18 protein-coding genes and 1 tRNA gene are annotated in these 23705 nt (G+C 64.6%); 3 read left to right on the forward strand and 16 right to left on the reverse strand.

What is annotated here, in order from left to right; genetic code table 11:
* Window positions 1-100 precede the first annotated feature (100 nt).
* The 6 genes from rlmN to pcrA all read right to left on the reverse strand — a co-directional run bounded on the left by rlmN (window position 101) and on the right by pcrA (window position 8556).
* On the reverse strand, window positions 101-1336 hold the full coding sequence (gene rlmN / locus AC5RWO_RS08370; RefSeq protein WP_498730862.1) for a dual-specificity RNA methyltransferase RlmN: 1236 nt from the start codon (window positions 1334-1336) through the stop codon (window positions 101-103).
* Window positions 1337-1383: 47 nt separating this feature from the next.
* The gene (locus tag AC5RWO_RS08375) at window positions 1384-2439 is read right to left on the reverse strand and encodes a zinc-dependent alcohol dehydrogenase family protein (protein ID WP_498730864.1); all 1056 of its coding nucleotides are present in this window, start codon (window positions 2437-2439) and stop codon (window positions 1384-1386) included.
* 206 nt (window positions 2440-2645) lie between these two features.
* Entirely contained in the window at window positions 2646-3566 is a 921-nt protein-coding gene (sucD, locus tag AC5RWO_RS08380) for a succinate--CoA ligase subunit alpha (RefSeq protein ID WP_498730865.1), read from the reverse strand.
* A gap of 18 nt (window positions 3567-3584) precedes the next feature.
* A complete protein-coding gene (gene sucC / locus AC5RWO_RS08385; protein WP_498730866.1) occupies window positions 3585-4748 on the reverse strand; it encodes an ADP-forming succinate--CoA ligase subunit beta in 1164 nt (387 codons plus the stop codon).
* A gap of 273 nt (window positions 4749-5021) precedes the next feature.
* On the reverse strand, window positions 5022-6035 hold the full coding sequence (locus AC5RWO_RS08390) for a mechanosensitive ion channel family protein (protein ID WP_498730868.1): 1014 nt from the start codon (window positions 6033-6035) through the stop codon (window positions 5022-5024).
* A gap of 133 nt (window positions 6036-6168) precedes the next feature.
* The gene (pcrA, locus tag AC5RWO_RS08395; RefSeq protein ID WP_498730870.1) at window positions 6169-8556 is read right to left on the reverse strand and encodes a DNA helicase PcrA; all 2388 of its coding nucleotides are present in this window, start codon (window positions 8554-8556) and stop codon (window positions 6169-6171) included.
* Between the two features lie 119 nt (window positions 8557-8675).
* Between pcrA and AC5RWO_RS08400 the strand changes: the two genes are divergently transcribed.
* Window positions 8676-9338: a hypothetical protein gene (locus AC5RWO_RS08400; RefSeq protein WP_498730872.1), complete on the forward strand. Its 663-nt coding sequence runs from the start codon at window positions 8676-8678 to the stop codon at window positions 9336-9338.
* Window positions 9339-9353: 15 nt separating this feature from the next.
* A tRNA-Arg gene (locus AC5RWO_RS08405) sits at window positions 9354-9427 on the forward strand.
* 399 nt (window positions 9428-9826) lie between these two features.
* Here the strand turns inward: AC5RWO_RS08405 and AC5RWO_RS08410 are convergent.
* The 3 genes from AC5RWO_RS08410 to AC5RWO_RS08420 all read right to left on the reverse strand — a co-directional run bounded on the left by AC5RWO_RS08410 (window position 9827) and on the right by AC5RWO_RS08420 (window position 14158).
* Window positions 9827-11056: an ROK family transcriptional regulator gene (locus AC5RWO_RS08410; protein ID WP_498730874.1), complete on the reverse strand. Its 1230-nt coding sequence runs from the start codon at window positions 11054-11056 to the stop codon at window positions 9827-9829.
* Between the two features lie 123 nt (window positions 11057-11179).
* Complete coding sequence (locus AC5RWO_RS08415) at window positions 11180-13066, reverse strand: ABC transporter ATP-binding protein (protein WP_498730876.1); 1887 nt, start codon at window positions 13064-13066, stop codon at window positions 11180-11182.
* Between the two features lie 48 nt (window positions 13067-13114).
* On the reverse strand, window positions 13115-14158 hold the full coding sequence (locus AC5RWO_RS08420; protein WP_498730878.1) for an LLM class flavin-dependent oxidoreductase: 1044 nt from the start codon (window positions 14156-14158) through the stop codon (window positions 13115-13117).
* 425 nt (window positions 14159-14583) lie between these two features.
* Here AC5RWO_RS08420 and AC5RWO_RS08425 point away from each other — a divergent pair, with 425 nt between their 5' ends.
* Entirely contained in the window at window positions 14584-16758 is a 2175-nt protein-coding gene (locus AC5RWO_RS08425) for an HNH endonuclease signature motif containing protein (RefSeq protein ID WP_498730879.1), read from the forward strand.
* Between the two features lie 18 nt (window positions 16759-16776).
* On the opposite strand, the gene AC5RWO_RS08430 is transcribed toward AC5RWO_RS08425, so the two are convergent.
* The 7 genes from AC5RWO_RS08430 to AC5RWO_RS08460 all read right to left on the reverse strand — a co-directional run.
* Window positions 16777-19143 carry an FdhF/YdeP family oxidoreductase gene (locus AC5RWO_RS08430; RefSeq protein ID WP_498730881.1) on the reverse strand — a complete coding sequence of 789 codons (2367 nt, stop codon included), beginning with the start codon at window positions 19141-19143 and terminating at the stop codon, window positions 16777-16779.
* A gap of 19 nt (window positions 19144-19162) precedes the next feature.
* Window positions 19163-20071 carry a formate dehydrogenase accessory sulfurtransferase FdhD gene (fdhD, locus tag AC5RWO_RS08435; RefSeq protein WP_498730883.1) on the reverse strand — a complete coding sequence of 303 codons (909 nt, stop codon included), beginning with the start codon at window positions 20069-20071 and terminating at the stop codon, window positions 19163-19165.
* A 33-nt stretch (window positions 20072-20104) separates the two neighbouring features.
* Window positions 20105-21265 carry a molybdopterin molybdotransferase MoeA gene (locus AC5RWO_RS08440; protein ID WP_498730885.1) on the reverse strand — a complete coding sequence of 387 codons (1161 nt, stop codon included), beginning with the start codon at window positions 21263-21265 and terminating at the stop codon, window positions 20105-20107.
* Window positions 21266-21282: 17 nt separating this feature from the next.
* A complete protein-coding gene (locus AC5RWO_RS08445; protein ID WP_498730887.1) occupies window positions 21283-21618 on the reverse strand; it encodes a DUF6457 domain-containing protein in 336 nt (111 codons plus the stop codon).
* Between the two features lie 93 nt (window positions 21619-21711).
* Window positions 21712-22374: a molybdenum cofactor guanylyltransferase gene (mobA, locus tag AC5RWO_RS08450; protein ID WP_498730889.1), complete on the reverse strand. Its 663-nt coding sequence runs from the start codon at window positions 22372-22374 to the stop codon at window positions 21712-21714.
* Window positions 22374-22874 (reverse strand): HNH endonuclease, encoded by a 501-nt coding sequence (locus AC5RWO_RS08455; RefSeq protein ID WP_074699732.1) that lies wholly within the window; start codon window positions 22872-22874, stop codon window positions 22374-22376. Before AC5RWO_RS08455 ends, mobA begins: the two co-directional genes overlap by 1 nt.
* A 436-nt stretch (window positions 22875-23310) precedes the next feature.
* Window positions 23311-23705, reverse strand: a 395-nt coding sequence (locus AC5RWO_RS08460) for an NlpC/P60 family protein (RefSeq protein ID WP_498730891.1), incomplete at its 5' end; no start/stop codon positions are given.

Raw genomic sequence — 23705 nt, forward strand, 5'->3', positions numbered from 1 at the left:
ATGATGGGCTAGCGCCGCAACAGAGCGCAGCGGCCCCGCTCCAGTTGGAAGGAGCGGGGCCGCTGCTTTGTGCTTAGTGCTTTGCTGCGCTTAGTTGCGTTTAGTCTGCGACGTTTTCGTCGTCTGCGGCGGCCAGCTGCCCGCAGGCGCCGTCGATCTCCTTGCCGCGGGTGTCGCGCAGCGTCGTCGGGATGCCGGCGGCGATCAACCGGTTGATGAACTCGGTCTCCACCGCCTTCTCCGACGAAGTCCAGATGGAACCGGGCGTCGGGTTCAGCGGGATCGGGTTCACATGCACCCAGCCGCGGCCGCGCTTGTTCAGTTTCTTGGCCAGCAGGTCCGCGCGCCACGCGTGGTCGTTCATGTCCTTGATCAGCGCGTACTCGATGCTGACCCGTCGGCCCGTCACAGCGTAGTAGTTGTAGGCCGCATCCAGCGCCTCGTCAACCTTCCACCGGCTGTTGACCGGGATCAGCTCGTCGCGCAGTTCGTCGTCCGGCGCGTGCAGGCTCAGCGCGAAGGTCACCGGGATGTCCTCGGCCGCGAGCTTGTTGATCGCCGGCACCAGGCCCACGGTGGAGACGGTGATGTTGCGGGCGGACATGCCCAGGCCTTCGGGGGCCTCGGCTGCCATGCGGTGCACCGCTGCCATCACGCGCTTGTAGTTGGCCAAGGGCTCGCCCATGCCCATGAAAACGATGTTGGTGACGCGCTCGGCGTCGTGCCCGCCGTCCTTGCGCTTGCCGCCCAGCGCGCCTTCTGCGATCACCCGGTTGGCCTGGACAATCTGGTCCAGGATCTCCGCGGTGGACATATTGCGCGTCAGCCCGGCCTGGCCGGTGGCGCAGAACGGGCAGTTCATGCCGCAGCCGCACTGGCTGGAGACGCACAGCGTGATCCGGCCCGGGTAGCGCATCAGCACCGACTCGACCAGCGAGCCGTCGAACAGCCGCCACAGGAACTTGATGGTGTCACCGTTGTCCGTCTTGAGCTGCTTGACCTTGGTCAGCAACGTCGGGAACATTTCGGCGACCAGTTCTGCGCGCCCGTCCTTGGGGAGGTCGCTCATGGCTTCCGGGTCCGTGGTGAAGTGCTGGAAGTAGTGCGTGGAGAGCTGCTTGGCGCGGAACGCGGGCAGGCCCATTTCCTTGAGCTTGGCCTGCCGCTCGGCGAGGGTCAGATCGGCCAGGTGTACCGGCGGCTGCTTCACGCGCGGCGACTTGAACTGCAGCAGCGGTCGGCCGTCGCTGGTGACAGCGGGCTCGGCACCTTCTACGGCAGGACGGACCTGTGGCCGGGAAGACGTGGCAGTGGGGGAAGAATTCAAAACAGACATCTACACCATTGTCCCATGCCGATGCAAATGAGTCGGACGGTCTCCCTTTACGGCTTGAGCAGCACCTTGATCGCGCGGCGTTCGTCCATGGCCTTGTAGGCGTCGGCCGCCTCATCGAGCGGCATTTCGACATCGAAAACCTTGCCCGGGTTGATCTTGCCGGCGAGCACGTCCGCCAGCAGCTCGGGCAGGTAGACCCGGGTGGACGCGGCCCCGCCTGCCACCGAGATGTTCTTGGCAAACAGCACGCCGATGGGCAGTTCCGCTCCGCCCGCCGGAACGCCGACGAAGCCGACGCTGCCGCCGGGGCGCGTGGACCGCAGCGCTTGGTCCATCGACTCCTTGGTCCCCACGCATTCGAGTACCGAATCCGCGGGCACACCGCCGAGCACCGAACGCACCGCTTCCGCTCCGGCCTTTCCGCGCTCCTCGACGATGTCGGTGGCGCCGAACTCCTTGGCCAGCGCCTGCCGGTCGGCATGCCGGGACATCATGATGATCCGCTCCGCACCAAGTCGTTTCGATGCCAGCACGCCGCAGAGCCCCACCGCCCCATCTCCAACAACGACGACGGAACGGCCCGGCCCCACCGCCGCACTCACTGCCGCGTGGTGCCCCGTTCCCATGACATCGGAGAGCGCCAGCAGGTTGGCGGTCAGCTCTGCATCCGGCTGGTCCACCCCGGGCACCTTCACCAGCGTTGCCTCGGCCCGCGGCACGCGCACGGCCTCTCCCTGGCCGCCGTCGACATGGAAGCCGTGCTCGTCGGTGCTGCCCCAGGAGGCCCGGTGGTCACACGCCACCGTGACGCCGTTGCGGCACTGCGGGCACTCGCCGCAGTTGCCCACCCACGGCGCGACCACGAAATCACCCGGGGCCAGGGCCGTCACCGCCTCCCCGACGCTCTCGACCACTCCGACGAATTCGTGGCCGATGGCGCGCGGTTCCGTCGTCTCGCGGACGCCCCGATAGGGCCAGAGATCCGAGCCGCAGACACAAGACGCGGTCACTTTGACCACCACGTCCGTGGGAAGCTGCACCTTGGGATAGGGCCGCTCTTCCACCCGGATATCGCGGGGTCCGTGGATGATGGTGGCGCGCATGTGCTCTCCTTGCGTCGGGAACGGCTGTTTCCAGCCTAGCCAGCCCCCGGACCGTAGAAAGTCATCCTGCGTAACGGCCGGCGAATTCTACGAGTCCGCCCCGCGCAACAGCACCAAAAGTACGACGGCGGCGCTGTCACCTTCGCGATGAAGGTGACAGCGCCGCCGTCGTTAGCTTGGAACTTCCCGCTTGCGCGGACGAACCCCTAGAGGTTCGAGGGTTCCTCGTGCTCGGGGTAGACCTCGCGCAGCAGGTGGGCGGTCTCGGACGGCGTCTTGCCGACCTTGACGCCTGCGGCCTCGAGTGCCTCCTTCTTGGCCTGGGCGGTACCGGCGGAACCGGAAACGATGGCGCCGGCGTGGCCCATGGTCTTGCCCTCGGGAGCGGTGAAGCCTGCCACGTAGCCGACAACCGGCTTGGTGACGTTGTTCTTGATGAACTCGGCCGCACGCTCTTCAGCGTCGCCGCCGATCTCGCCGATCATCACGATGGCCTTGGTGTCGGGGTCAGCCTCGAACGCGGCCAGGGCGTCGATGTGCGTGGTGCCGATGACCGGGTCGCCGCCGATGCCGATGGCGGTGGAGAAGCCCAGATCGCGCAGTTCATACATCATCTGGTAGGTCAGGGTGCCGGACTTGGACACCAGGCCCACGCCGCCCTTGCCGGTGATGTTCGCCGGGGTGATGCCCACGAGGGACTCGCCCGGAGTGATGATGCCGGGGCAGTTCGGGCCGATGATGCGTGTAACCTGGTTGCCGTCGGCGTCCTTCTTGGACTGCGCCAGCGCCCAGAACTCTGCGGAGTCCTGGACCGGAACGCCCTCGGTGATGACGACGACGAGGCCGATTTCGGCTTCGATGGCCTCGACCACGGCGTCCTTGGTGAAGGCCGGCGGAACGAAGACGATCGAGACGTCAGCGCCGGTCTCGGCGATGGCTTCCTTGACCGTGCCGTAAACAGGCAGGCTCTTGTCGCCGTGGGTCACGGTCGTGCCGGCCTTGCGTGCGTTCACGCCACCGACAACGTTGGTGCCGGCATGGAGCATGCGGGCGGTGTGCTTGGAGCCCTCGCCGCCGGTGATGCCCTGGACGATGACCTTGGAGTCCTTATTAATGAAGATAGACATGTTCTTTTTCCTCGATCCTCAGGCGTTCGCCAGTTCGGCGGCCTTGTCGGCGCCTTCGTCCATACCGACTGCCAGGGTGACCAGCGGGTGGTTCGCGTCCCGGAGGATACGGCGGCCTTCCTCGACACTGTTGCCGTCCAGGCGGACAACCAGCGGCTTGGTGGCCTTCTCGCCCAGGATTTCCAGGGCCTTGACGATGCCGTTTGCGACGGCGTCACAAGCGGTGATGCCGCCGAAGACGTTGACGAACACGCTCTTGACCTGCGCGTCGTTCAGGATGATGTCCAGACCGTTGGCCATGACCTCGGCCGAAGCGCCGCCGCCGATGTCCAGGAAGTTGGCGGGCTTGACGTTGCCGTGGTTCTCGCCGGCGTAGGCGACAACGTCCAGCGTGGACATAACCAGTCCGGCGCCGTTGCCGATGATGCCGACCTGGCCATCGAGCTTGACGTAGTTCAGGTCCAGTTCCTTGGCCTTGGCCTCGAGCGGATCCGCGGCGTCCTTGTCCTCGAGCTCAGCGTGCTCGGGGTGGCGGAAGGCGGCGTTCTCGTCGATGGAGACCTTGCCGTCCAGAGCGACGATGTCGCCGGCGCCGGTCTTGACCAGCGGGTTGACCTCGACCAGGGTGGCGTCTTCCTTGATGAAAACATCCCAGAGCTTGACGATGGTCGCGGCGACCTTGCCGCGCAGTTCCTCGGCGAAGCCGGCAGCGGCGACGATTTCGTCAGCCTTGGCCTGGTCGATGCCGACGGCTGGGTCAATGGCGATCTTGGCCAGAGCATCGGGACGCTCGACAGCCAGCTGCTCGATCTCCATGCCGCCTTCCACCGAGCACATGGCCAGGTAGTTGCGGTTGGCCCGGTCCAGCAGGACCGAGAAGTAGTACTCCTCGGCGATGTCTGCGCCCTGGGCGATCATGACCTTGTTGACCGTATGGCCCTTGATGTCCATGCCGAGGATGTTGGTGGCGTATTCGAACGCTTCGTCCGGAGTCTTTGCGACCTTGACGCCGCCGGCTTTACCGCGGCCGCCAACCTTTACCTGAGCCTTGACGACAACAACGCCGCCAATCTTTTCGGCTGCTGCTTTGGCTTCTTCTGGAGTGTAGGCAACGATTCCTGCAAGCACGGGTACAGCATGTGCCTCAAAGAGATCGCGCGCCTGGTATTCATACAGGTCCACGGGTTGTGTCCTTCTACGTCGAAGTCGTTTCTGACTCGGAGCGCGGATCTGCGCCACTTCGTGCCTGCGTAGGCGGACATTTTTTCGGTGCAAATCCGTTCGCGCTCCAAGGGGAACTTTAGTCCCTTGGCGTGCGACGCCTGTCCTAGAGTACCCCTTTAGTGATCAAGGGCACAGTTCTATGGTTTGTAGAAAAGTAACCCTTTGCGGTACTTTGTGACGCGTCGCTCACGGCCTGCCGGGCGGGCTCTTTTGCTTGCGCTACTGCTTGGCTTAGCGGCTTTCATCCGGCGTGCTGGCAGAGGCACCAGCAGAGGCGTCGGCGTGGCTTTCGGAGCCGGCCGGAACCAGCACCGGGCTCCCGTCCTTAATAACGGTCTGGTTCAGCAGCGGAATGCGCAGCCCGGCACGGTCCAGATCGCCCTTCAGGCGTGCGCGCATCGCACGTGCGACGCCCCACTGCTCCAGCGGTTTGGTCCGGATCGCGAGGCGGATGACCACGGATTCGCCCGTGAGCGCCTCGACGCCCCAGATTTCGGGATCGTCCAGGATGAGCCGCCGGTAGTCCGGGTCCGAGCGCAGATCCTTGGCTGAGCGCAGAATCAGATCGCTGACCTTTTCGACGTCGGAGTCGTAGGGAACCGGGATATCGAGCACGGCGCGGGCCCAGCCCTGGGAAGAGTTGCCCACACGCAGGATTTCGCCATTACGTACGTGCCAGAGCGTGCCGTCCACGGCACGTACCTGTGTCACACGCAGCCCCACCGATTCAACTGTCCCCGAGGCTTCCCCCAGGTCCACTACGTCGCCGATGCCGTATTGGTCCTCGGCCACCATAAACAAGCCGGAGAGGTAGTCCTTTACCAGGGTCTGGGCACCGAAACCGATGGCCACACCGGCGATACCGGCGCTAGCCAGCAGCGGTCCGAGGTTGAAGCCGAGTTCGGTCATGACCATCAGGATCGTCATCACGGCGATGACCACGGTGGCGATGGAGCGCAGCACCGAGCCGATGGTCTGCGCCCGCTGGGCCCGGCGCACGGCCGCGATCGGCGAATCCTGCATCAGCCAGTAGCGCGGGTCTTTGACACTTTTCCCGATGGCATCGGCGTCGAGTTTCTCGAGCTTCGCCGTCTCGCCACTGGCGATCTTCGTCGACATCCGGCGGATGACAATCCGCACCAGCAGGTTCAGCAGGAAGCCGCCGATCAGAATCACGGAGACCCGCAGCGGCTTATCCATCCAAAATCCCAGGGTGCCCAGCTGGGCTACATCCACGTCCGCCACATTCAAGTCCATAGGAAAAACGCTATGTTGTTATGCCAGCGTGACCAAATGCGGATCGCCGCCGCGGCGTCTTCTGCGATGTGCTGCTGAGTTCCCGGCGCGGGAGCCTTCCCGCCCCGGCGGGACATCGCCCCTAGTCCGACTTGGTCAGCGGTGCATAACGCAGCAGCAGGCGCTTCTCGCCGATGTCGAACTTGACCTTCGCCACAGTCTTGTCCCCGGCGCCTTCAAGCGAGAGCACTGTCCCGTTTCCGAAGCTGGTGTGGTTGACCTTGTCGCCCACGGTCAGCGCGATGACTTCCTTCTGCGGCTGGACGCGGCCTGCCCGCACGGCGGCCGGCGCCATGGACCGCGCCGAACCTGGCAGCGACGAAACATCCTGGTTGCCGCCGGCGCCGGCGCCCCAGTGGGAACCGCTGTACCGGCTGGAGCCGAAGCTGCCGGAAGAGGTGAAGGCCGGACGCTTGCTGCCCTCACGCTTCCAGTCGATGAGTTCCGGCGGGACTTCCTCGATGAACTGGCTTGCCGGGTTGTACTGGCTCTGGCCCCACATGCTCCGCGATTCCGAGCGGGTCAAATAGAGCCGCTTGCGGGCACGGGTCAGCCCCACGTAGGCCAGCCGCCGTTCTTCGGCCAGCTCCTTCGGATCCGTCATGGACCGTTGGTGCGGGAACACGCCATGCTCCATGCCAGTCAGGAACACCACCGGGAATTCCAGCCCCTTGGCCGTGTGCAGCGTCATCAGCGTAACCACGCCCTGATCCTTGGCCAGCTGTGCGCTTTCCTCATCCGGTGCATCCGGGATCTGGTCCGCGTCCGCCACCAGGGCCACCTGCTCCAGGAAGCTGCCGAGCGTTCCTTCCGGGTTGTCCCGTTCGTATTCACGCACGACGGCGACCAGTTCCGCCAGGTTTTCCACCCGGGACTCGTCCTGCGGGTCATTGCTCTGCCGCAGCGCAGCCAGGTAACCGGTCTGTTCCAGTACCGCTTCCAGTGCAGCCGAGGCCCCGGATCCGTTGGCCACTTCGGTGAGGTCATCGATGAGCTTCACGAAACCGGCAACTGCATTGACGGAGCGGGTGGCCATCCCCGGCGCATCATCGGCTTTGCGCAGGGCTTCCATGAAGGACAGCCGGTCCCGCTCGGCGAGCGCGGCCACCGCGTACTCGGCCCGGTCCCCGATGCCGCGTTTGGGCTCGTTCAGGATCCGCCGCAGGTTGACCACGTCGTCCGGGTTCACCAGCACCCGCAGGTAGGCCAGGGCGTCCTTGATTTCCTTGCGCTCGTAGAAGCGCGTTCCGCCCACTACCTTGTACGGCAGGCCCACCCGGATCAGCAGGTCTTCGATGGAACGGGACTGCGCGTTGGTCCGGTAGAAGATGGCCACGTCCCCCGGGCGCAGGTTCTCGGCGTCCTGCAGCCGGTCGATCTCGTTGGCGATGAACCGGGCCTCGTCGTGCTCGTTTTCACCGACGTAGCCGATGATCCGCTCGCCGTCCCCTTCCGCGGTCCAGAGCCTCTTGGCCGGACGGTTCGGGTTGCGGGAAATCACAGCGTTGGCAGCCGTCAGAATGGTCTGGGTGGAGCGGTAGTTCTGCTCCAGCAAGATGGTCCGTGCGTTGGCGTAATCCTTTTCGAACTCCACGATGTTGCGCACGTCGGCACCGCGGAAGGCGTAGATGGACTGGTCCGAGTCCCCCACCACGGTCAGTTCACCGGGCGGGAAGTCCTGCTCCGATTCGCCCGTCCCGCCGGTAAGTTCGCGGACCAATACATACTGGGCGTGGTTGGTGTCCTGGTACTCGTCCACCAGGACGTGCCGGAAGCGCCGCCGGTAGGAATCGGCCACCGCCGGGAAGGCCTGGAAGATGAAGACCACCTGGGCAATCAGATCATCGAAGTCCATGGCATTCGCCTGGCGCATCCGCTGCGTGTAGCCCTTATAGACCTCAGCCACGGCCTGCTCGAACGGGTCGGAGTAGTTTGCCGTCCCGGCGTAGGCTTCGTCGTCGATCAGCTCGTTCTTCAGCGCGGAGATCTTGTGCTGGATGGACTTCGGCGGAAAGCGCTTCGGATCCAGGTCCAGGCCCTTCGCCACCAGGGTGATCAGGCGCAGCGTGTCCGCCGAATCATAAATGGAGAAGTTCGAATTGAGCCCAACGTTCTTGGCCTCCCGGCGCAGAATCCGCACGCAGGAGGAGTGGAACGTGGAAATCCACATGTTCTTTGCCCGGTCCCCCACCAGCGACTCGATCCGCTCACGCATCTCCGCGGCGGCCTTGTTGGTAAAGGTGATGGCGAGAATCTCTCCCGGGCGCGCACGCTTGGTGGCCAACATGTGGGCGATCCGGTGGCTGAGCACGCGGGTTTTTCCGGACCCGGCGCCGGCAATGATCAGCAGTGGCGAGCCGGCATGCTTAACTGCCTCTTCCTGCTGCGGGTTCAGCCCAGCCAGCAGTTCCTGCGCATCAGGCAAGGCAGGGGCAGGAGCATCATAGGCAGGGTCAGTCAGAAAATCCATGGTCCTATCAGTCTATTAGCCACCGCTGACACTCGGTGCCGGATTCGCCCACGGCCTAGCCCATCCCGCCTGTTCCGGCCCTTCCGAGGCGCGTCGCTGCCCGGGGCCATAATGGAGATATGTCCAAGTCCCGCGCGCAGCGCCTCCGCAAGCACGGTCCCGCAGCAGCCGACGCCCCCACTGGTGACCCTTCCTCCACAAAGCCAGGATCCGGCGTCGTCAATCCGAGTACCGGCCGCACGCCGGCCAAGGCGGCAGGCAATGCCAACATGATTGTCATCGCCGGCGCGGTGGCCTCGGCGTTCCTGTTCGGGTACTCGTTCATCCTGATCATGCCGCAGTTCCAGCAGCTGAGCGGCGGCCTGGCCATGCCGGATACGTTGGTCACCGGTTACAGCACCGAGTACGTGCAGGACGTGCGCACCGCCTTCGGCGAGGACGGCGCCGGCCAATACAACTACTGGCACAAAACCGCCGACACGATCTTCCCGCTGCTGTTCGGCTTCACCTGGCTGCTGCTGATCGGCCAGCAGCTCAAACGCGGGCTGCTCCGCTGGCTCTGCTGGGCGCCCGTACTGCTGTACGTCATTGCCGATCTGGCCGAGAACTGGGTGCTGGACTCGATTATGAGCACCGATCCGGTGGGCGACGCATCGCTGGCCAGCCTCCTGACGGTCGCGAAATCCGTGCTGTTCGGCCTGAGCATCCTGGCCGCTCTCTACGCGGTTTTCCGCGGACCACGCCGGAAACAGAATGAAACAAGGACGGCGGCAAAAGGGTAAGCTGGATAGGTCCGCGCCTCTGTAGCTCAGTTGGATAGAGCGACCCTCTCCTAAAGGGTAGGCCGTCGGTTCGATTCCGGCCAGGGGCACTCCCGCAACAGCGCCGCTGGTGCCGCAGTTAAGCAGGAAAGCCGCCGTCTGCGCATCCCCCCACGGATGCGCAGCCGGCGGCTACCGCATTTGGTGCATCCCAAAGAATTTCAACTGCGAGAACTTCAAAAGAGAAGTTGTAGTCCGGGCTTCTTCCCGTTCGCCGGAACTACTCGCGATCGCTGTTGTCCTACTTGGTTGACGGCACGCGCCCCTCCCCAGGGCCGCACCCGCTCTTGAACCGTTCATTTCAAGAGTTGGCGTGATCATACGAACGCCTGCCGTCCCTAACCATGTTTATCCATACGATGGACTAAATCAAGCCCAACAGGTGAACAATTGATTAACCTGAAGAAATTCGGCCATATGTGACTTCAAATACACTTTGTGACGTTTCTTTACGTCTCCAACAGGAGTCCCCGGGTCTTGGGCGAGAAGGCCTGGTCCAGTACCAGGCAGGCTCCGCCGATGGCGCCCACCTGCTCGCCGAGGTCGGATCCCACCACTTCGAGCTGGTGAATGTCCTTCGCCACGAAGTGCTTTTGGATCTCCTCTCGCAGCAGCGGCAGGCCCACGCCGGCAAGGCCGTCCCAGAGCGGCCCGCCAAAGATGATCCGCTGGACGTCGAGCACGTTGGCCACCTGCGCCACGACGAACGCAAGGTTCCGCGCCGCCCGGTGCACAATGGCCTGAGCCTCGGCGTTGCCCGCTCCGGCCATGCTGGTCACTTCGAAAATAGCCGCAGTTGTCCCGTCCAGTCCCTGCTCGTCGTGGTTCTTGGGGAAGATCCCGGCTTCGATGCCCTGCCGGATGAGGGTCACGAAATTCAGGCTCATGCCGACGCAGTTCCGCCGGCCGCATTCGCACAAAGGCACTTCGTCCGGCACCGGGAAATGCCCGATCTCGCCGATGTTTCCGGAGGAACCGTGCTGCACCTCGTTCTGCAGCACTACACCGGCGCCAAGCCCGGTCCCCAGATAAATGAAGGCAAAGCTGGACGGCGCATCCCTGTCGCTCGCCCAGAGCTCGGCCACTGCGGCCGCAGTCACGTCCTTGTCCAGCCACACCGGCAGGTCGGTCAGTTCCTCCAACGGCTCGCGCAGCGGCACCCGGTCCCAGCCCGGCAGCATCGGCGGCGAAACCATCATGCCCTCGATCCCGTCGATGGGCCCCGGCGCGGCAAGGCCCACGCCCAGGATCCGGCTGCGGTCCAGCCCTGCGGTGGCAATCAGGGTCTCGACGGCGTCAGCCATCTGGGACACTATGCCGTCAGGTTCGCCCACCCCCGGCATCCGGTGGTCCGTACTGGCCACCACCTCGCCGTGCAGGTTCAGGGCGACCACGGTCATGACGGCAGGATCCAGGTGGATGCCGATGGCAATGCGGCTGGACACCTCCAGCTCCAGAACCGTCCGGGGTTTGCCCGGCCCGGAAACCGTCTTGCGGTCTTCCCGCACCAGACCGTCGTCGACAAGGCGGCGCACTACGTTGGAAATGGTCTGCGGCGACAGGCCCGTGCGCTCCACCAGCTCGACCCGTGCAATGCCTTCGGGGGCGCGGCGGATCGCATCCAGGATCACCGCCTGGTTATAGCCGCCAAGACGGCCGAGATTACTACCGCGCTGCATTAATGAGCCCTGCTCCCCAAAACTCTGCTGTGACTTAGGCAACCTATGACACTGTAACGAATGACGGACCGGATAGCACTGATAAAAAATACCGCGCGCCGTTCAGGGCACGCGGTATTTACCTCAGGGCACGGCAGGCGTTTCAGTCGTTTCTGTGCGGAACTGCGTCCGGTACAGCTCGGCATAACGTCCGCTGCGGGCCAGCAGTTCAAGGTGGGTGCCCCGCTCCACGATTTTCCCGTCCTCGACCACAAGGATCTGGTCCGCGGAACGGATGGTGGACAACCGGTGCGCAATAACGACGGCGGTGCGCCCCTCGAGCGCCTCGGTCAAGGCTGCCTGCACCGCTGCTTCGTTGGTCGAATCCAGTGCAGCGGTTGCCTCATCCAGGATGACCACCTGCGGATGGGCGATCAGCAGCCGCGCGATGGTCATCCGCTGGCGTTCGCCGCCGGACAGCCGGTAGCCGCGCTCCCCCACCATGGTCTCCAGCCCGTCCGGCAGGGACCGGACCATCGGCTCGAGCCTGGCCCGGCGCAACACGTCCCAGATCTCCTCGTCCGAAGCCTCCGGGCGGGCCAGCGTGAGGTTGCCCCGGATCGTGTCGTGGAACAGGTGCCCGTCCTGGGTTACCAGGCCGATGGTGGAACGGATCGAATCGAAGCTCAGGTCACGAAGATCGACGCCGGAGAGTTCCACGGAGCCGGAGTCGACGTCGTACAACCTTGCCAGCAGGGAGGCGATGGTGGATTTGCCTGCACCGGAAGACCCGACCAGCGCCAAGGTCTGCCCGGGCTCCACCTTGAAGTTGATGCCGTGGAGCACTTCCTCGCCGCCGCGGGTGTCCAGTGTGGCAACTTCTTCCAGCGAGGCCAGCGAAACCTTGTCGGCTGACGGGTAGGCAAACCGGACGTCCTTGAACTCAACGGTGACCGGCCCCGGCGGGACGGAGCCGGCGTCGGGCTTTTCCTTGATCAGCGGATCCAGGTCCAGCACCTCGAAGACGCGCTCAAAGCTGACCAGGGCACTGGCGATCTCCACGCGCGCATTGGCCAAAGCGGTCAACGGCGCATACAGCCGGGTCAGCAGCAGCGCCAGCACCACCACGTCGCCCGGATCGAGCCGGCCGATGATGGCGTAGAACCCGCCCAGACCGTAAACCAGTGCCAGCGCCAGCGCGGAGACCAGGGTCAGTGCGGTGACGAAGGTCCACTGAAGAACCGCGGATTTGATACCGATGTTGCGCACGCGCTCCGCCCGGACCTTGAACTCCCGGGACTCTTCCTCGGGCCTGCCGAAAAGCTTGACCAGCGTGGCGCCCGGAGCGGAAAAACGCTCCGTCATCTGCGTGCTCATCGCGGAGTTGTGGTTGGCTGCCTCGCGGCGCATCTCCGCCAACCGCGACCCCATCTGCCTGGCCGGCAGCAGGAAGATGGGCAGCATAACGAGCGCCAGCAGCGTCACCTGCCAGGACGTATTGAGCATGACGATCAGTGTCAGCACCAGGGCCACAAAATTACTGACGACGCCGGAAAGCGTACCGGCGAAGGCGCGCTGGGCACCGATCACGTCATTGTTCAGCCGGCTGACCAGCGCTCCTGTGCGCGTGCGGGTGAAGAACGCAATCGGCATCTTCTGCACATGATCGAACACCGCCGTGCGCAGGTCCAGGATGACATCCTCGCCCAGACCGGAGGAAACCCAGCGCGTGACCATGCTCAGCGCCGCATCGGCGATGGCGACGATGGCGATGATGACGGCCAGCCAGACGATCGTCTCAATACTTGTCTTCGCGACGATCGCATCGATTACCTGGCCGGCGAGGACCGGCGTCGCAACCGCCAAAGCGGCCGAGATGATGGACACGATGACAAAGAAGATCAGCTTGCCCTTGTAGGGCGCTGCGAACGCCAGGGTACGTTTGACGGTCTTCTTGGAGAAACCGTGCTTGGCCTTGTCCGACATGGAAAGCCGGTACAGCGAACTCCACGCCGCCCCTTCCATGGACATGCTGACTCCTTTGAAACTGGGAACGAATGTACTAATACAGCCTAGGTCTTATTCGGACGAGAGCTCGCGTTGCACCAGCGGCAGCACCTCGGTTCCGAGCAGCTCGATGGATTCCAGGACGGTTTTCTGCGGCACCGAGGAGAGGTCCATCTGCAGGATGTGCCGGTCGTGCTGCATGTACTGATGGGTCAGCACCAGCTTCTCGGCCACCTCCTCCGGGTTGCCCACGTAGATGCCGCCGGACCGCGCGGCCTGCATGTTGTAACTGACGCGGCTGGGCTTGGAAAACCCGCGCTCGGCCGCAATCCGGGTGAGCGAGTCCAGCCAATGGGGATAGAACTTATCCGCCGCTTCCTCCCGCGCCACCAGGCCTGTGCTGCTGACACCCACTTTCAGGCGTCCAACGTCGTGCCCCGCCTTGGCGGCCTCGGTGCGGTAGAGCTGTGCGTGCTGTGCGAAGCTGTGAACGGTGCCGCCGAGCAGCGCATAGATGACGTTCTTGCCCAGCGCCGCCGCCCGGCCGGTCGACGCGGGCGTGCCGCCGGTGGCGATCCAGATATCCAGATGGTCAGCGCCTGGTTTGCCGGCCGGTCTGGGCAGGATTTTGGCGTTGTCGAGCGCGGGCCGGAACTTTCCGCTCCAAGTGACCTCTTCCTGCTCGTCCAACTGGAGCAGCAGAGCAATCTTCTCCTCGTACAGCTCGTCGTAGTCGCCCAAAGCGGCACCGAAGAGCGGGTAGGACTCGATGAAGGAACCGCGACCGGCGGTCAATTCGGCGCGGCCGCCGGACAGCAGATCCAGCGTGGCAAATTGTTGGTAGACGCGGACGGGGTCCTCGGTGCTCAACACCGTGACCGCGGAGCCAACTTTGATGTTCTTGGTCTGCGCAGCCGCCGCGGCCAGCACGGGAACCGGCGCAGAGACTGCATAGTCCGGGCGGTGGTGCTCCCCTATCCCGAAATAGTGGAGGCCCACGTCATCGGCCAGCCGGGCCCGCTCCAGTAGATCCGCCATCCGTTGTTGCGGCGATGTCCGCTCCCCCGTCAGCGGATCGGGGTGGATGTCGCCGAAGCTATAGATGCCGAGTTCCATACCTGCCGCAACCTCTAATCACGGGCGCCTATTCCCTTTACGACGGCGACGACGCGCACATTGACGCTGTGGGGTTCGGGCAGCCGCTCGATTCCAAGGGCAGAATTCGAACAGATCAGGAAAGCTTCGGCCGTTAGTGTGGGCGGTGCTGAATTCGGGCCTGGTTGTCGGAGGCGGCTGATGGACTGGAGTCATGGCAATGCAGAAGTCTTCGTCATCGGATCCCGGGATACCAGCGGCCGAGCTTCAGCCTCGCCGCTTGGTCCGCGCCGGCGTGGTCCGCCCCGGTGTGTTGCGCCCCGGTGTGCTTCCTGCCGGGCTCGGTAAAACTGCTGCGGAAAAGATTTTTGAAGAATTTTCGTGGAACCCGTCAGACGCTGTGAATAAGCCTCCGAACTGTCACAGCCGGATGATGGACTGAAGTCATGGCAGCGGAAGAGCGTTCGGCACCGGTTTCCGGTTCCCCGGCCCCCGGACAGGAGTCCGCGGGGCAGGAGTCCGGGGCGCAGGGGCTTGCGGAGCACGGGTTTTCGCTGCGCTGCATTCAGCAGGGCCGGCCCACGACCGCCGCGCAGCGGCAGGAAGCGCTGCGCAAGGCGTTGGAGCGCCTGGACCTGCATGCTGCGCAGGACCGCAAACGCGGCCTGGCCCAGGCCCGCGAATACATTGCGGCCGGCAAACCGCCCAAGCACGCGACGATGGCCGGTTACATGGAGGAGATTTACGCCGAGGCCCGCGGCCCGGTCCTGGACCCGCCGACGCTGGAGTCCTACGGCGAGGACCCGCTGGCCGGGCAGGAGATCCCCGCCCGGATCGGGGAGCCGGAGCATCTGGGTGCCAGCGCCGGCCTCGATGACTTCGCGGCGTGGGAGCGCGAGGAAGCCTGGGCCAGTTGGCCGCCGTCCGGCCCGTTCCCCGCCAGCTGGGGGCCCGCCGAAGACCTTGAGGGGCTGCCCGGGGACCTGTTCACCGAAACGCACGGGGAGTATTACGCCGAACGCCTCCGCCGGATCACCGCCGGCACCCCGGCCGACTGGTTCAAACTCTTCCACGCCACCGCCAACAACACCGCCAACACCACCAGCGCCAGCAACACCGGTGATGCGGCCGAGGCTAAGGCCGCCACCGCCGGCAACGGCAGCAGCAACGCCGTGAACACTGCCGGTACTGCCGCCGCTGGCGCGGCCGATGCCGGGGCCGCGGCCGCCGCCGCTGGTGGCGTTGTGGTTGCCGTTGCCGATGCCGATGCCGATGCCGGGGTGCGGGGGTATAACGGGTTGGATTACCGGTCGGCGGTGGAGCAGCTGGCCGCGGGGCGGCGGCTGGCGGCGTGGCTGGACGCGGGCCTGGTGCGCCTGACCCACCGGATCGGGCAGACCGCCATCGAGGAGCTGCCGCCGCCGGAACCCGGCACGCCGTCGCCGGGCCGGGCCGGGCTGGAAGAGCTGGCCGAGCAGTCCGTGGTCAGGGAACTGGCCTGCCTGTACCGGATCACGGAGAAGCAGGCCCGCGGCCGGTACGAGACCGCCCAGGAGCTGTGCGAACACTATCCGGGCACGCTGGCCGCGCTCACCGCCGGGGACCTGGACCTGGAACGCGCGGGCGTGATCACCCGGCAGGGCGACACCCTCCCGGACGGCGCGAAACCCGGCTTCGAGCAGGCCCTGCTGGGCGAGGCGCCGGATAAAACGCCGGGCGAACTGCAGTACGCGGCGCGGAAGCAGCGCGAGAAACTGAATCCGGAAACCATCACCGTCCGCCGCGAACGGCAGGAAAAGTGCCGGAGCGTGCACCTGGAGCCGGCGGATGACGGGATGGCGTTCCTGGGCGCGTACCTGCCCGCCGAGGAAGCATGCGCCGCGTACGACCGGCTCACCCAAGCGGCGCGGGGCCTGCAAACCGGGGCGGAGACCCGCACCCTCGGGCAGCTGCGCGCGGACGTGTTCATCGATTTGCTCCTGCACGCGGGGATGGAGGCCGGGCCGGCGGCCGGGATCCGGCCCGAAGTCGCGCTGACCGTGCCGGTGTTCACGCTGATGGGCCTGGACGAGGAACCGGCCACCCTCGACGGGTACGGGCCGATCCCCGCCGACGCCGCCCGGAAACTCTGCGAAGGCGCCGCGTCGTTCTACCGGATCCTGACGCATCCCGAGACCGGGACCACCCTGTCCTACGGCAAAACGGTGTACCGGCCGCCGGCGGACCTGGCCCGCGCGGTCCGGCACCGCGACACGACGTGCACGGCGCCGGGCTGCCATGTTCCGGCGAAGGACTGCGATCTGGACCACACCATCGATTACCACGCGAACGGCGGGCACGGCCGGACGGATTTCGGCAACCTTGGTCCGCGCTGCGGGTCGGACCACCGGCTTAAATCGCTCGCCGGCTGGAAAGTCACCCAGACCAGGCCCGGCGAATTCATTACCACCACGCCGGGGAACCAGACCTACACCACCAGACCCGGCGATACCGGCGCCGGACCGCCCTCCTTCACCGACCGGGTCCTGGACGCGCTGCCCGACGACTTCCGCCGCCGCCTCAAACGCAAAAAACCACCACCACCGGAACCACCCGACGAAGAAAAAGAACCACCATTCTGACCAATGGTGCAGCGGCCGTTAGCTCGGCATCAGCTCGCTAACACTATCCGTCTGCTCAGTCTGCCCAGCGGCAAGAGTCTCGGTATCGCTTTCCTTGACCGGGACGAACCGGACGGTGATCGCTTTGAAGCCGGGAGTGTTCGATTCACGTGCAACCAATTCCCTATGGACCAAGACGTTTGCCTCAGGGAAGTAAGCAGCCGCGCAGCCACGTGCCGTCGGATAGGAAACAAGCCTGAAGCTGTCCGCTCGGCGTTCCGTGCCTTGGAAGGTGCTGATGACATCCACGAGTTCGCGGTCTTCGAAACCCAACTCCTTCAGATCGTCAGGATGCACGAGGATGACGCGGCGGCCATTGGAGATGCCACGGTATCTGTCGTCCAAGCCGTAGAACGTGGTGTTGTACTGATCGTGACTGCGCATGGTCTGCAGAATCAGGTGCCCTTCGGGAGCCGACAGGTATTCCAGCGGGCTCACGGTGAACCTTGCACGGCCGATGTCCGTGGCGAATGAGCGCGAGTCCCGCGGCGGATTGGGCAGCACAAACCCATTCTTGTTGCGGATTCGCTGGTTGAAGTCTTCAAAGCCCGGCAGTACACGGGAAATATGATCGCGAATGACGTCGTAGTCCTCGGCCATGGTTCGCCAATCCACAACATGATCGTCGCCCAACACGGCCTGCGCCATGCGGGCAATGATTACCGGTTCTGCCAACAGGTGCTCCGAGACAGGTGTAAGACGTCCACGGGTGGAGTGGACAACAGACATCGAGTCTTCCACGGACAGGAACTGCGGCCCCTTCGGGTGTTTATCATCCGTATCGGTCCGTCCCAAGGTGGGCAGGATAAGAGAGGTCTTGCCATGGACAACGTGCGAGCGGTTGGGCTTGGTGGAAATATGGACGGTCAACCCGGCCCGCTTCATGCCTGCCTCAAGCGCCGCTGTATCCGAGTTGGCCAGCGCGAAGTTCCCGCCCAAGGACACGAAAACATCAACGTCACCCAACTCGAAGGCATGCAATGCTTCCGTGGAGTCAAAGCCGTGTTCGCGCGGCGACTCGATGCCGAACTCCTTGTCCAGAGCTTCGAGGAGCCATTCCTTGGGCTTCTCCCAGATGCCCATGGTCCGGTCGCCCTGGACATTGGAGTGCCCACGGACCGGGCAAGCACCTGCGCCGGGCTTGCCGAAGTTGCCCTGCAGCAGGAGCAGGTTAATGATTTCCTTCAGCGTGTCCACCGAGTGAGGCTGCTGGGTCAGGCCCAGCGCCCAGCAAATGATGGTCGCCTTGGACTTGGCCAGCAGGTCGGCAATATTCGAGATTTCCATCCGCGAAAGCCCTGTGGCCTTCTCGGTTTCGTCCCAGTCAATGGACTTGCGTGCCTCGCGGTAGGCTTCGAAGCCTTCGGTCTGCTGCTCGATGAAAGCCTTGTCCACCACTGAACCGGGAACGCGTTCTTCCGCTTCCAGCAGCAGATGGCCGAATGCTTGGAACAGGGCCAGGTCCCCGCCGACCTTGATCTGCAGGAATTCATCGGAAATCTGGCTACCGCCCTGGACCAGCCCCTCAACGCTCTGCGGGTCCTTGAACTTCATCAGTCCGGCCTCGGGCAGCGGATTGACGGACACGACCTTTCCGCCGTTCTCCCTGCATTCCCTGAGCGCGGAGAGCATACGCGGATGGTTGGTGCCCGGGTTCTGTCCGACGACGAAAATCAGCTCGGCTTCATGCAGGTCTTCCAGCGAAACGGTGCCCTTACCGATGCCGATGGTGGGGTTCAACGCCGAACCTGAGGATTCATGGCACATGTTCGAGCAGTCCGGAAGGTTGTTTGTGCCCAGCGACCGCGCGAACAACTGGTACATGAACGCTGTCTCGTTCGCGGTGCGTCCCGAGGTGTAGAAAACGCAGCGGTCCGGCGTCGTCGCCCGGACATGTTCGCCGATGAGATCGAATGCTTCAGGCCAGCTGATCGGGGAATAATGCGTGTCGCCTTCCCGGATGACAACCGGCTGAGTGATCCGCCCCTGGTTGCCGAGCCAATACTCGGTCTTCTCTTCCAGGTCCTTGATGGAATGCTCGGCCCAGAACTCCGGGCCTACGGTCCGCAGGGTGTTTTCCTCGGCAATGGCCTTGGCGCCGTTCTCGCAGAATTCGGCGGGCTTGCGCTTCCCGGTGATCGATTCGGGCCAGGCGCAGCCTGGACAGTCAAAGCCGCCATGCTGGTTAACCCGGAGCATCGAGCGCACGGTCCGGGTTACGCCAGCTTGGGCCAGTCCTCGTTCCATGGAAACCATGACCGCTTTGACGCCGGCAGCGGCTGTCTTCGGATCCTGGACTTCCAGAGAGTCTTCATTTATGTCATCAATAGGTGCACGGCGAGCCATGACCCCAATGTATCCCGTGTCACAGGGGAATCTCGACCTTCGCTCCGATAATTCGTCCTGGATGAGCATAAATATTCACAGTGTTACCTCGGCTGAAGCCCGCCAGCGTCAGTCCCGACTCCTCCGCGAGTTCGACGGCGAGTGATGACGGCGCGCTGACGGCGGCCAACACGGGGATTCCGGCCAGGTAGGCCTTCTGCACGAGCTCAAAGGAAGCACGGCCTGAAACCTGCAGGACTGTGTCGCTCAGCGGCAACCGGCCTTCCCGCAATGCCCAGCCCACCACCTTGTCGACGGCGTTGTGCCGGCCGACGTCTTCCCGCAGGCAGAGCAGCTCGCCGTCGAAGCTGAATAGTCCGGCCGCATGGACACCGCCCGTCCGGTCGAAGACCTGTTGGCGCTCACGCAGCTTATCGGGCAAGGAAAGCAGCGTCGCCAACGGCAAGTGCCGCGAGGCGTTGCCGGCCAGCGCGCCGTCGTGGTTCTCTGTGTCCTGATCAGCCTCCGCCGTGTCCGCCCCCAAGATCGCGAAATGCGAGCTCTTGGTGACCGCATCGATCGACGCCGTTCCGCAGATCCCGCACGAACTCGAGGTATAAACATGGCGCTCCAGCGAGGTGTCCGGCAGCGCGACGCCGGGAGCCAGCTGGGCCTCGATGACGTTATAGGTCTGGCGGCCCTGTTCGTCTTCGCCCGCGCAGAAGCGCATGGCGCCAAGCTGGGCGGCCTCCCAGACCACGCCTTCCGAAACCAGGAAGCCGGCGACCAGATCGAAGTCGTCCCCGGGGGTGCGCATGGTGATGCTGAAGGCTTTGCCGCCGAGCCTGATTTCCAATGGCTCTTCCGCGGCGAGGGTATCCATCCGTCGATTGGCCTGGCCGTCGAGGCTGAGTCTGAGCACCTTGCGGCGCTGGGTTACGCGTCCCATAAAAATCTCCTTGCTAATTGATGCCAGCTTAATTCACCAAGGCAGCGGCAGGGTACGCAGTTCCTGCCCAACAGCGGCACCTTCCGGAGGCACCACGATGACGCCGTCCGCGTTGGCCAGCCCGCGCATCATGGCCGAACCGACATGGCCGGCGGGAACAGCGCCCACCGCGGTCATCGCATACGGGATCAGCCGGTCTTTTCCATCCAGCGGGGCGAACCGGGTTCCGGCTGCAACACGGCCCGTGTCCGGAAGCTGTCTGCCGGTCATACCGGCGAGCAGGGGGCCGCCGAGGGTCAGTAGTGCCATCATGGCGGCGAGCGGATTCCCGGGCAGGCCTATCAGCGTCCGCCCGTCGGCGAGGCGGGCCATCAGAGCGGGATGGCCGGGGCGCATGCGGATGGAAGGAGCCAGGACCTCGGCCTGCAGCTCGGCCAAAACGCGGCGCAGGTGGTCTGCCCGTGAATGCCCGGTTCCGCCGGTGGTGACCACAACGTCCCCTCCACACTCAAGGATGGATCGGCGGGTGGCCTCAGAGTCATCCGGCAAGCGGCGGGATGTGGAAGCTTCGCCCCCAAGGACATGGATGATCGAGGGCAAGGTCGGCCCGAAAGTATCCCGGACTTGCCCGGGCGCCGGAACACCGGAGGTAACGACTTCGTCCCCGGTCAGCAAGAGCGAGGCCGACGGCCTCGGATATACCGGGAGCTGGTCGTGGCCGCAGACTGCGGCAATGGCGACGTGCGCGGGGGTGAGCTTTGTTCCGGCCGCGATGATCGGCTCCCCCGCAGCAGCTTCTTCGCCGGCCGGACGAATGTGCCGCCCGGGAGGTGGCTCCGTAGCCGGAACATCCCGGAGGCGGTGGAGCAGGGTTTGCTCCGCAACGCTTTCCATCTCGCCATATTCGCTCCGGAGTACCGCTTCGGTACCGGCCGGTATCAGCCCACCGGTGACCACGGGGGTCGCCTGTCCCGGAGAGAGCGTCGTTCCGGGCAGGGCCAGCTCCCACGGAGGGGCGCCGGCAATGGCCCAACCGTCCATCGCCGAGGAGGCATAATGCGGCACGGCAAACTCAGCCGCGACATCGTGCGCCAACGTCAGCCCTGTGCAACGCGCCAAGTCCACGGACGCGGGGCGTGCGCGGTTGTCTTGCCCCGTCTTATAAGCCAGTTCCCGCGCCGCGTCCCAGCTCACGGAGGGTTCCTGGTGCCTCACGCTTGTCCGGTCTCGCCAGTTCCGTTTTCAGCGCTTCCGTCCCCTGCCGCTCCGGCTGCTCCGGTTGCTCCGGTTGCTCCGTCGGCAGCGTGGCGACGGGCGACTTCATCCGCCACTCGGCTGGCGGCACGCATTGCCACAGCCGGCGCTGCCTGTCCGGTTGCGGCGGCCAACCCTGCGGCGTAACCGACAATAAACGTGGTGACAGGCGCTGCCGGACGGATCACGCTGTGGGCCGCCACTCCGGCCAGCCCGAGAACCGCCTCAAGGTCTACCGGCGTGTCCTCGATCTCCAGGGCTGCGAGTAGCTCTGTGACGAAAGGTTCAAGCATTTCTTCGGCTCCGGCCACCTGGTCCTCCGATGTTCTTTTCGCCCTGCGCCGGGCGTAAAGCGCGTGCAGGAACAGCTCAATAATGAGTTCAGGCTACGGTGCCGGCGGTGCTATGCCAAAGCGTTGCGCGTCATCCCAGGTATCCACGTCGGCGGTCGCGGTCGACGTGAGCGGAAGCTTCAGCGATTCCAGCCCCTCGAGTAACTTCCGTACCGGCATTCCGGCCAGCCCGCCTGGGCCATATCCGGCCACTGCTGCATCCAGTGCCACGCTGTCGATACAAGAGGCCAAGGGTTGGGTGCGGCCATCGGCGTCCACAGGCAGCACCAGCTGCACGGCCGGATTTCGTTCGGCCGCATCAAGCAGCAGCTGCGGCAGTGTGCCCAGTGCAGGCATGTCGCACGCGAAGATCAGGGTGAGGGGCGCCCTGAAGGCGGCACCGCCGTTGTCGTCCTTGGCAATGCCCCTGCGCAGCACGTTGATCGCTGCACCGATTCCTGCGGCGGGGCCCGAAAAAGGAGGATCTTCACGCGTCAGTACCACCGTGGTTTCGGGCTCGGTATCGATGAAGGCCTCCAGTTCCACGCGCAGCTCGTCGGGACCAACGAGGGCGATGCGCCGGGCCGCTCGAAGGCTATCCAGGGTGCGGCGCAGCAGCGATTGGCCGTTGTAGCGGAGCAGGGCTTTGGGCTCGCCGCCCAGCCGCGAGGAACGGCCGCCGGCCAGGATGACGGCGTCGAATCCGGACTGAGCCATCAGGCCGCCGGGTTGGAGTCGAGGAACTCGCTCCATGCCGGAGCTGGGCGCTCCAGTTCACGGATCCGCCAGTGGCTGCCGCGGGGAGCGCGCGGGGTGATGCGCAAATGCCAGCCCATCTGCTTCAGTGTCCGGTCCCCCTTTGCATTGTTACAGCGCAGGCAACAGGCGACGAGGTTCTCCCAACTGTCGATTCCGCCGCGCGAACGTGGCTTCACGTGGTCAACCGTGTTCGCCGTCTTCCCACAGTAGGCGCACTCGTAGTTGTCCCGGCGCAGCACGCCCCGTCGTGTCACTGTCATGTCCTGGGGATAGGGAATCTTGATGTAGCGGTTGAGCAGGATGACCGATGGCCTGCCGAATATGTCGTTGGGCCCGACGACGGGTTCGCCGTCCTCAGCGATGATGCTCGCCTTTCCAGTGAGCACAAGAAGCAGCGCCCGGCGGAAGGTCACTACCGCCAGCGGTTCGTATCCAGCGTTCAGAACGAGTGTGCGCATGCACGTTCCTGTCCGTCCGGCCACGCCCGGGGCTGCGGGATCGGCTGCATCCCGGCCATGGTGATTCGACACTGACAAGAGTTAGAGTAAGCGGAATCACGCCCGCTGCGCTAATTATTCGTCCATCGAAATTCCGACGAGGTGCCCGAGGCGTTGATGAAACGTTGTTTGCGGCCTTTCTCAGACGAGAACAATGCCAATCAGGGGCAAGGCGCACCTATCCGTTAACCACTGCGGGGCCGCCCTCGTCGGAAGACGGCCCTGCAGATAAAAACGTTGATCCAGGTCTGATCCAGTTCCGCCACGAGCGGACCGGCGTTTGCAACTGGGGCCGCTGGCAGATGCCGGCAGGCCTCCGTACGGCGGAACGCCCGAGATGCGGTACTACTATAACCTGGGAAACGTGTTCGGGTAGCGCGGTACCCGGTTAGAACTCTTAGCCGTTGGGGCGGATGAAGACCGGGCCCGAACCGATGTAAGCATCGGCCAGCGCGGTCGTGTAGCCAGTCCAGCCACCATGGATGGCCTGGCCGTTGCCCACGTAAATCGCGATGTGCGGCACCCCGGCACCGGCATCGTCGTAGTAGATCATGTCGCCCGGCTGCGGCGTCGAAACCTGGGTACCGTACGCCATGAACTGCGCCGGAGCCAGATCGCCCACGGAAATACCGGCCGAACGCAGCGCGTTCTCCACCATCGCGGTGCAGTCCTGCGACACACCGATCTGGCCGTAGGCCGACGCCACCAAAGCCGCACCAATACCGCTGGCAGCAACATCAGCCTTCGCCTCGGGCTTCGGCGCTTCCTCAGCCTTCTCCACCGGGGCAGCAG

The organism is Arthrobacter sp. B055-34, assembly GCF_059090425.1.

Excerpts from the sequence above, each read along its gene's own strand:
- fdhD (WP_498730883.1), bottom strand. The coding sequence starts at position 20,071 with ATGGGACGCGTAACCCAGCGCCGCAAGGTGCTCAGACTCAGCCTCGAC.
- AC5RWO_RS08455 (WP_074699732.1), bottom strand. The coding sequence starts at position 22,874 with ATGCGCACACTCGTTCTGAACGCTGGATACGAACCGCTGGCGGTAGTG.
- AC5RWO_RS08415 (WP_498730876.1), bottom strand. The coding sequence starts at position 13,066 with ATGTCCATGGAAGGGGCGGCGTGGAGTTCGCTGTACCGGCTTTCCATG.
- AC5RWO_RS08420 (WP_498730878.1), bottom strand. The coding sequence starts at position 14,158 with ATGGAACTCGGCATCTATAGCTTCGGCGACATCCACCCCGATCCGCTG.
- AC5RWO_RS08445 (WP_498730887.1), bottom strand. The coding sequence starts at position 21,618 with ATGCTTGAACCTTTCGTCACAGAGCTACTCGCAGCCCTGGAGATCGAG.
- AC5RWO_RS08430 (WP_498730881.1), bottom strand. The coding sequence starts at position 19,143 with ATGGCTCGCCGTGCACCTATTGATGACATAAATGAAGACTCTCTGGAA.
- AC5RWO_RS08410 (WP_498730874.1), bottom strand. The coding sequence starts at position 11,056 with ATGCAGCGCGGTAGTAATCTCGGCCGTCTTGGCGGCTATAACCAGGCG.
- sucD (WP_498730865.1), bottom strand. The coding sequence starts at position 3,566 with ATGTCTATCTTCATTAATAAGGACTCCAAGGTCATCGTCCAGGGCATC.
- AC5RWO_RS08425 (WP_498730879.1), top strand. The coding sequence starts at position 14,584 with ATGGCAGCGGAAGAGCGTTCGGCACCGGTTTCCGGTTCCCCGGCCCCC.
- AC5RWO_RS08375 (WP_498730864.1), bottom strand. The coding sequence starts at position 2,439 with ATGCGCGCCACCATCATCCACGGACCCCGCGATATCCGGGTGGAAGAG.
- rlmN (WP_498730862.1), bottom strand. The coding sequence starts at position 1,336 with ATGTCTGTTTTGAATTCTTCCCCCACTGCCACGTCTTCCCGGCCACAG.
- AC5RWO_RS08400 (WP_498730872.1), top strand. The coding sequence starts at position 8,676 with ATGTCCAAGTCCCGCGCGCAGCGCCTCCGCAAGCACGGTCCCGCAGCA.
- mobA (WP_498730889.1), bottom strand. The coding sequence starts at position 22,374 with ATGGCTCAGTCCGGATTCGACGCCGTCATCCTGGCCGGCGGCCGTTCC.
- pcrA (WP_498730870.1), bottom strand. The coding sequence starts at position 8,556 with ATGGATTTTCTGACTGACCCTGCCTATGATGCTCCTGCCCCTGCCTTG.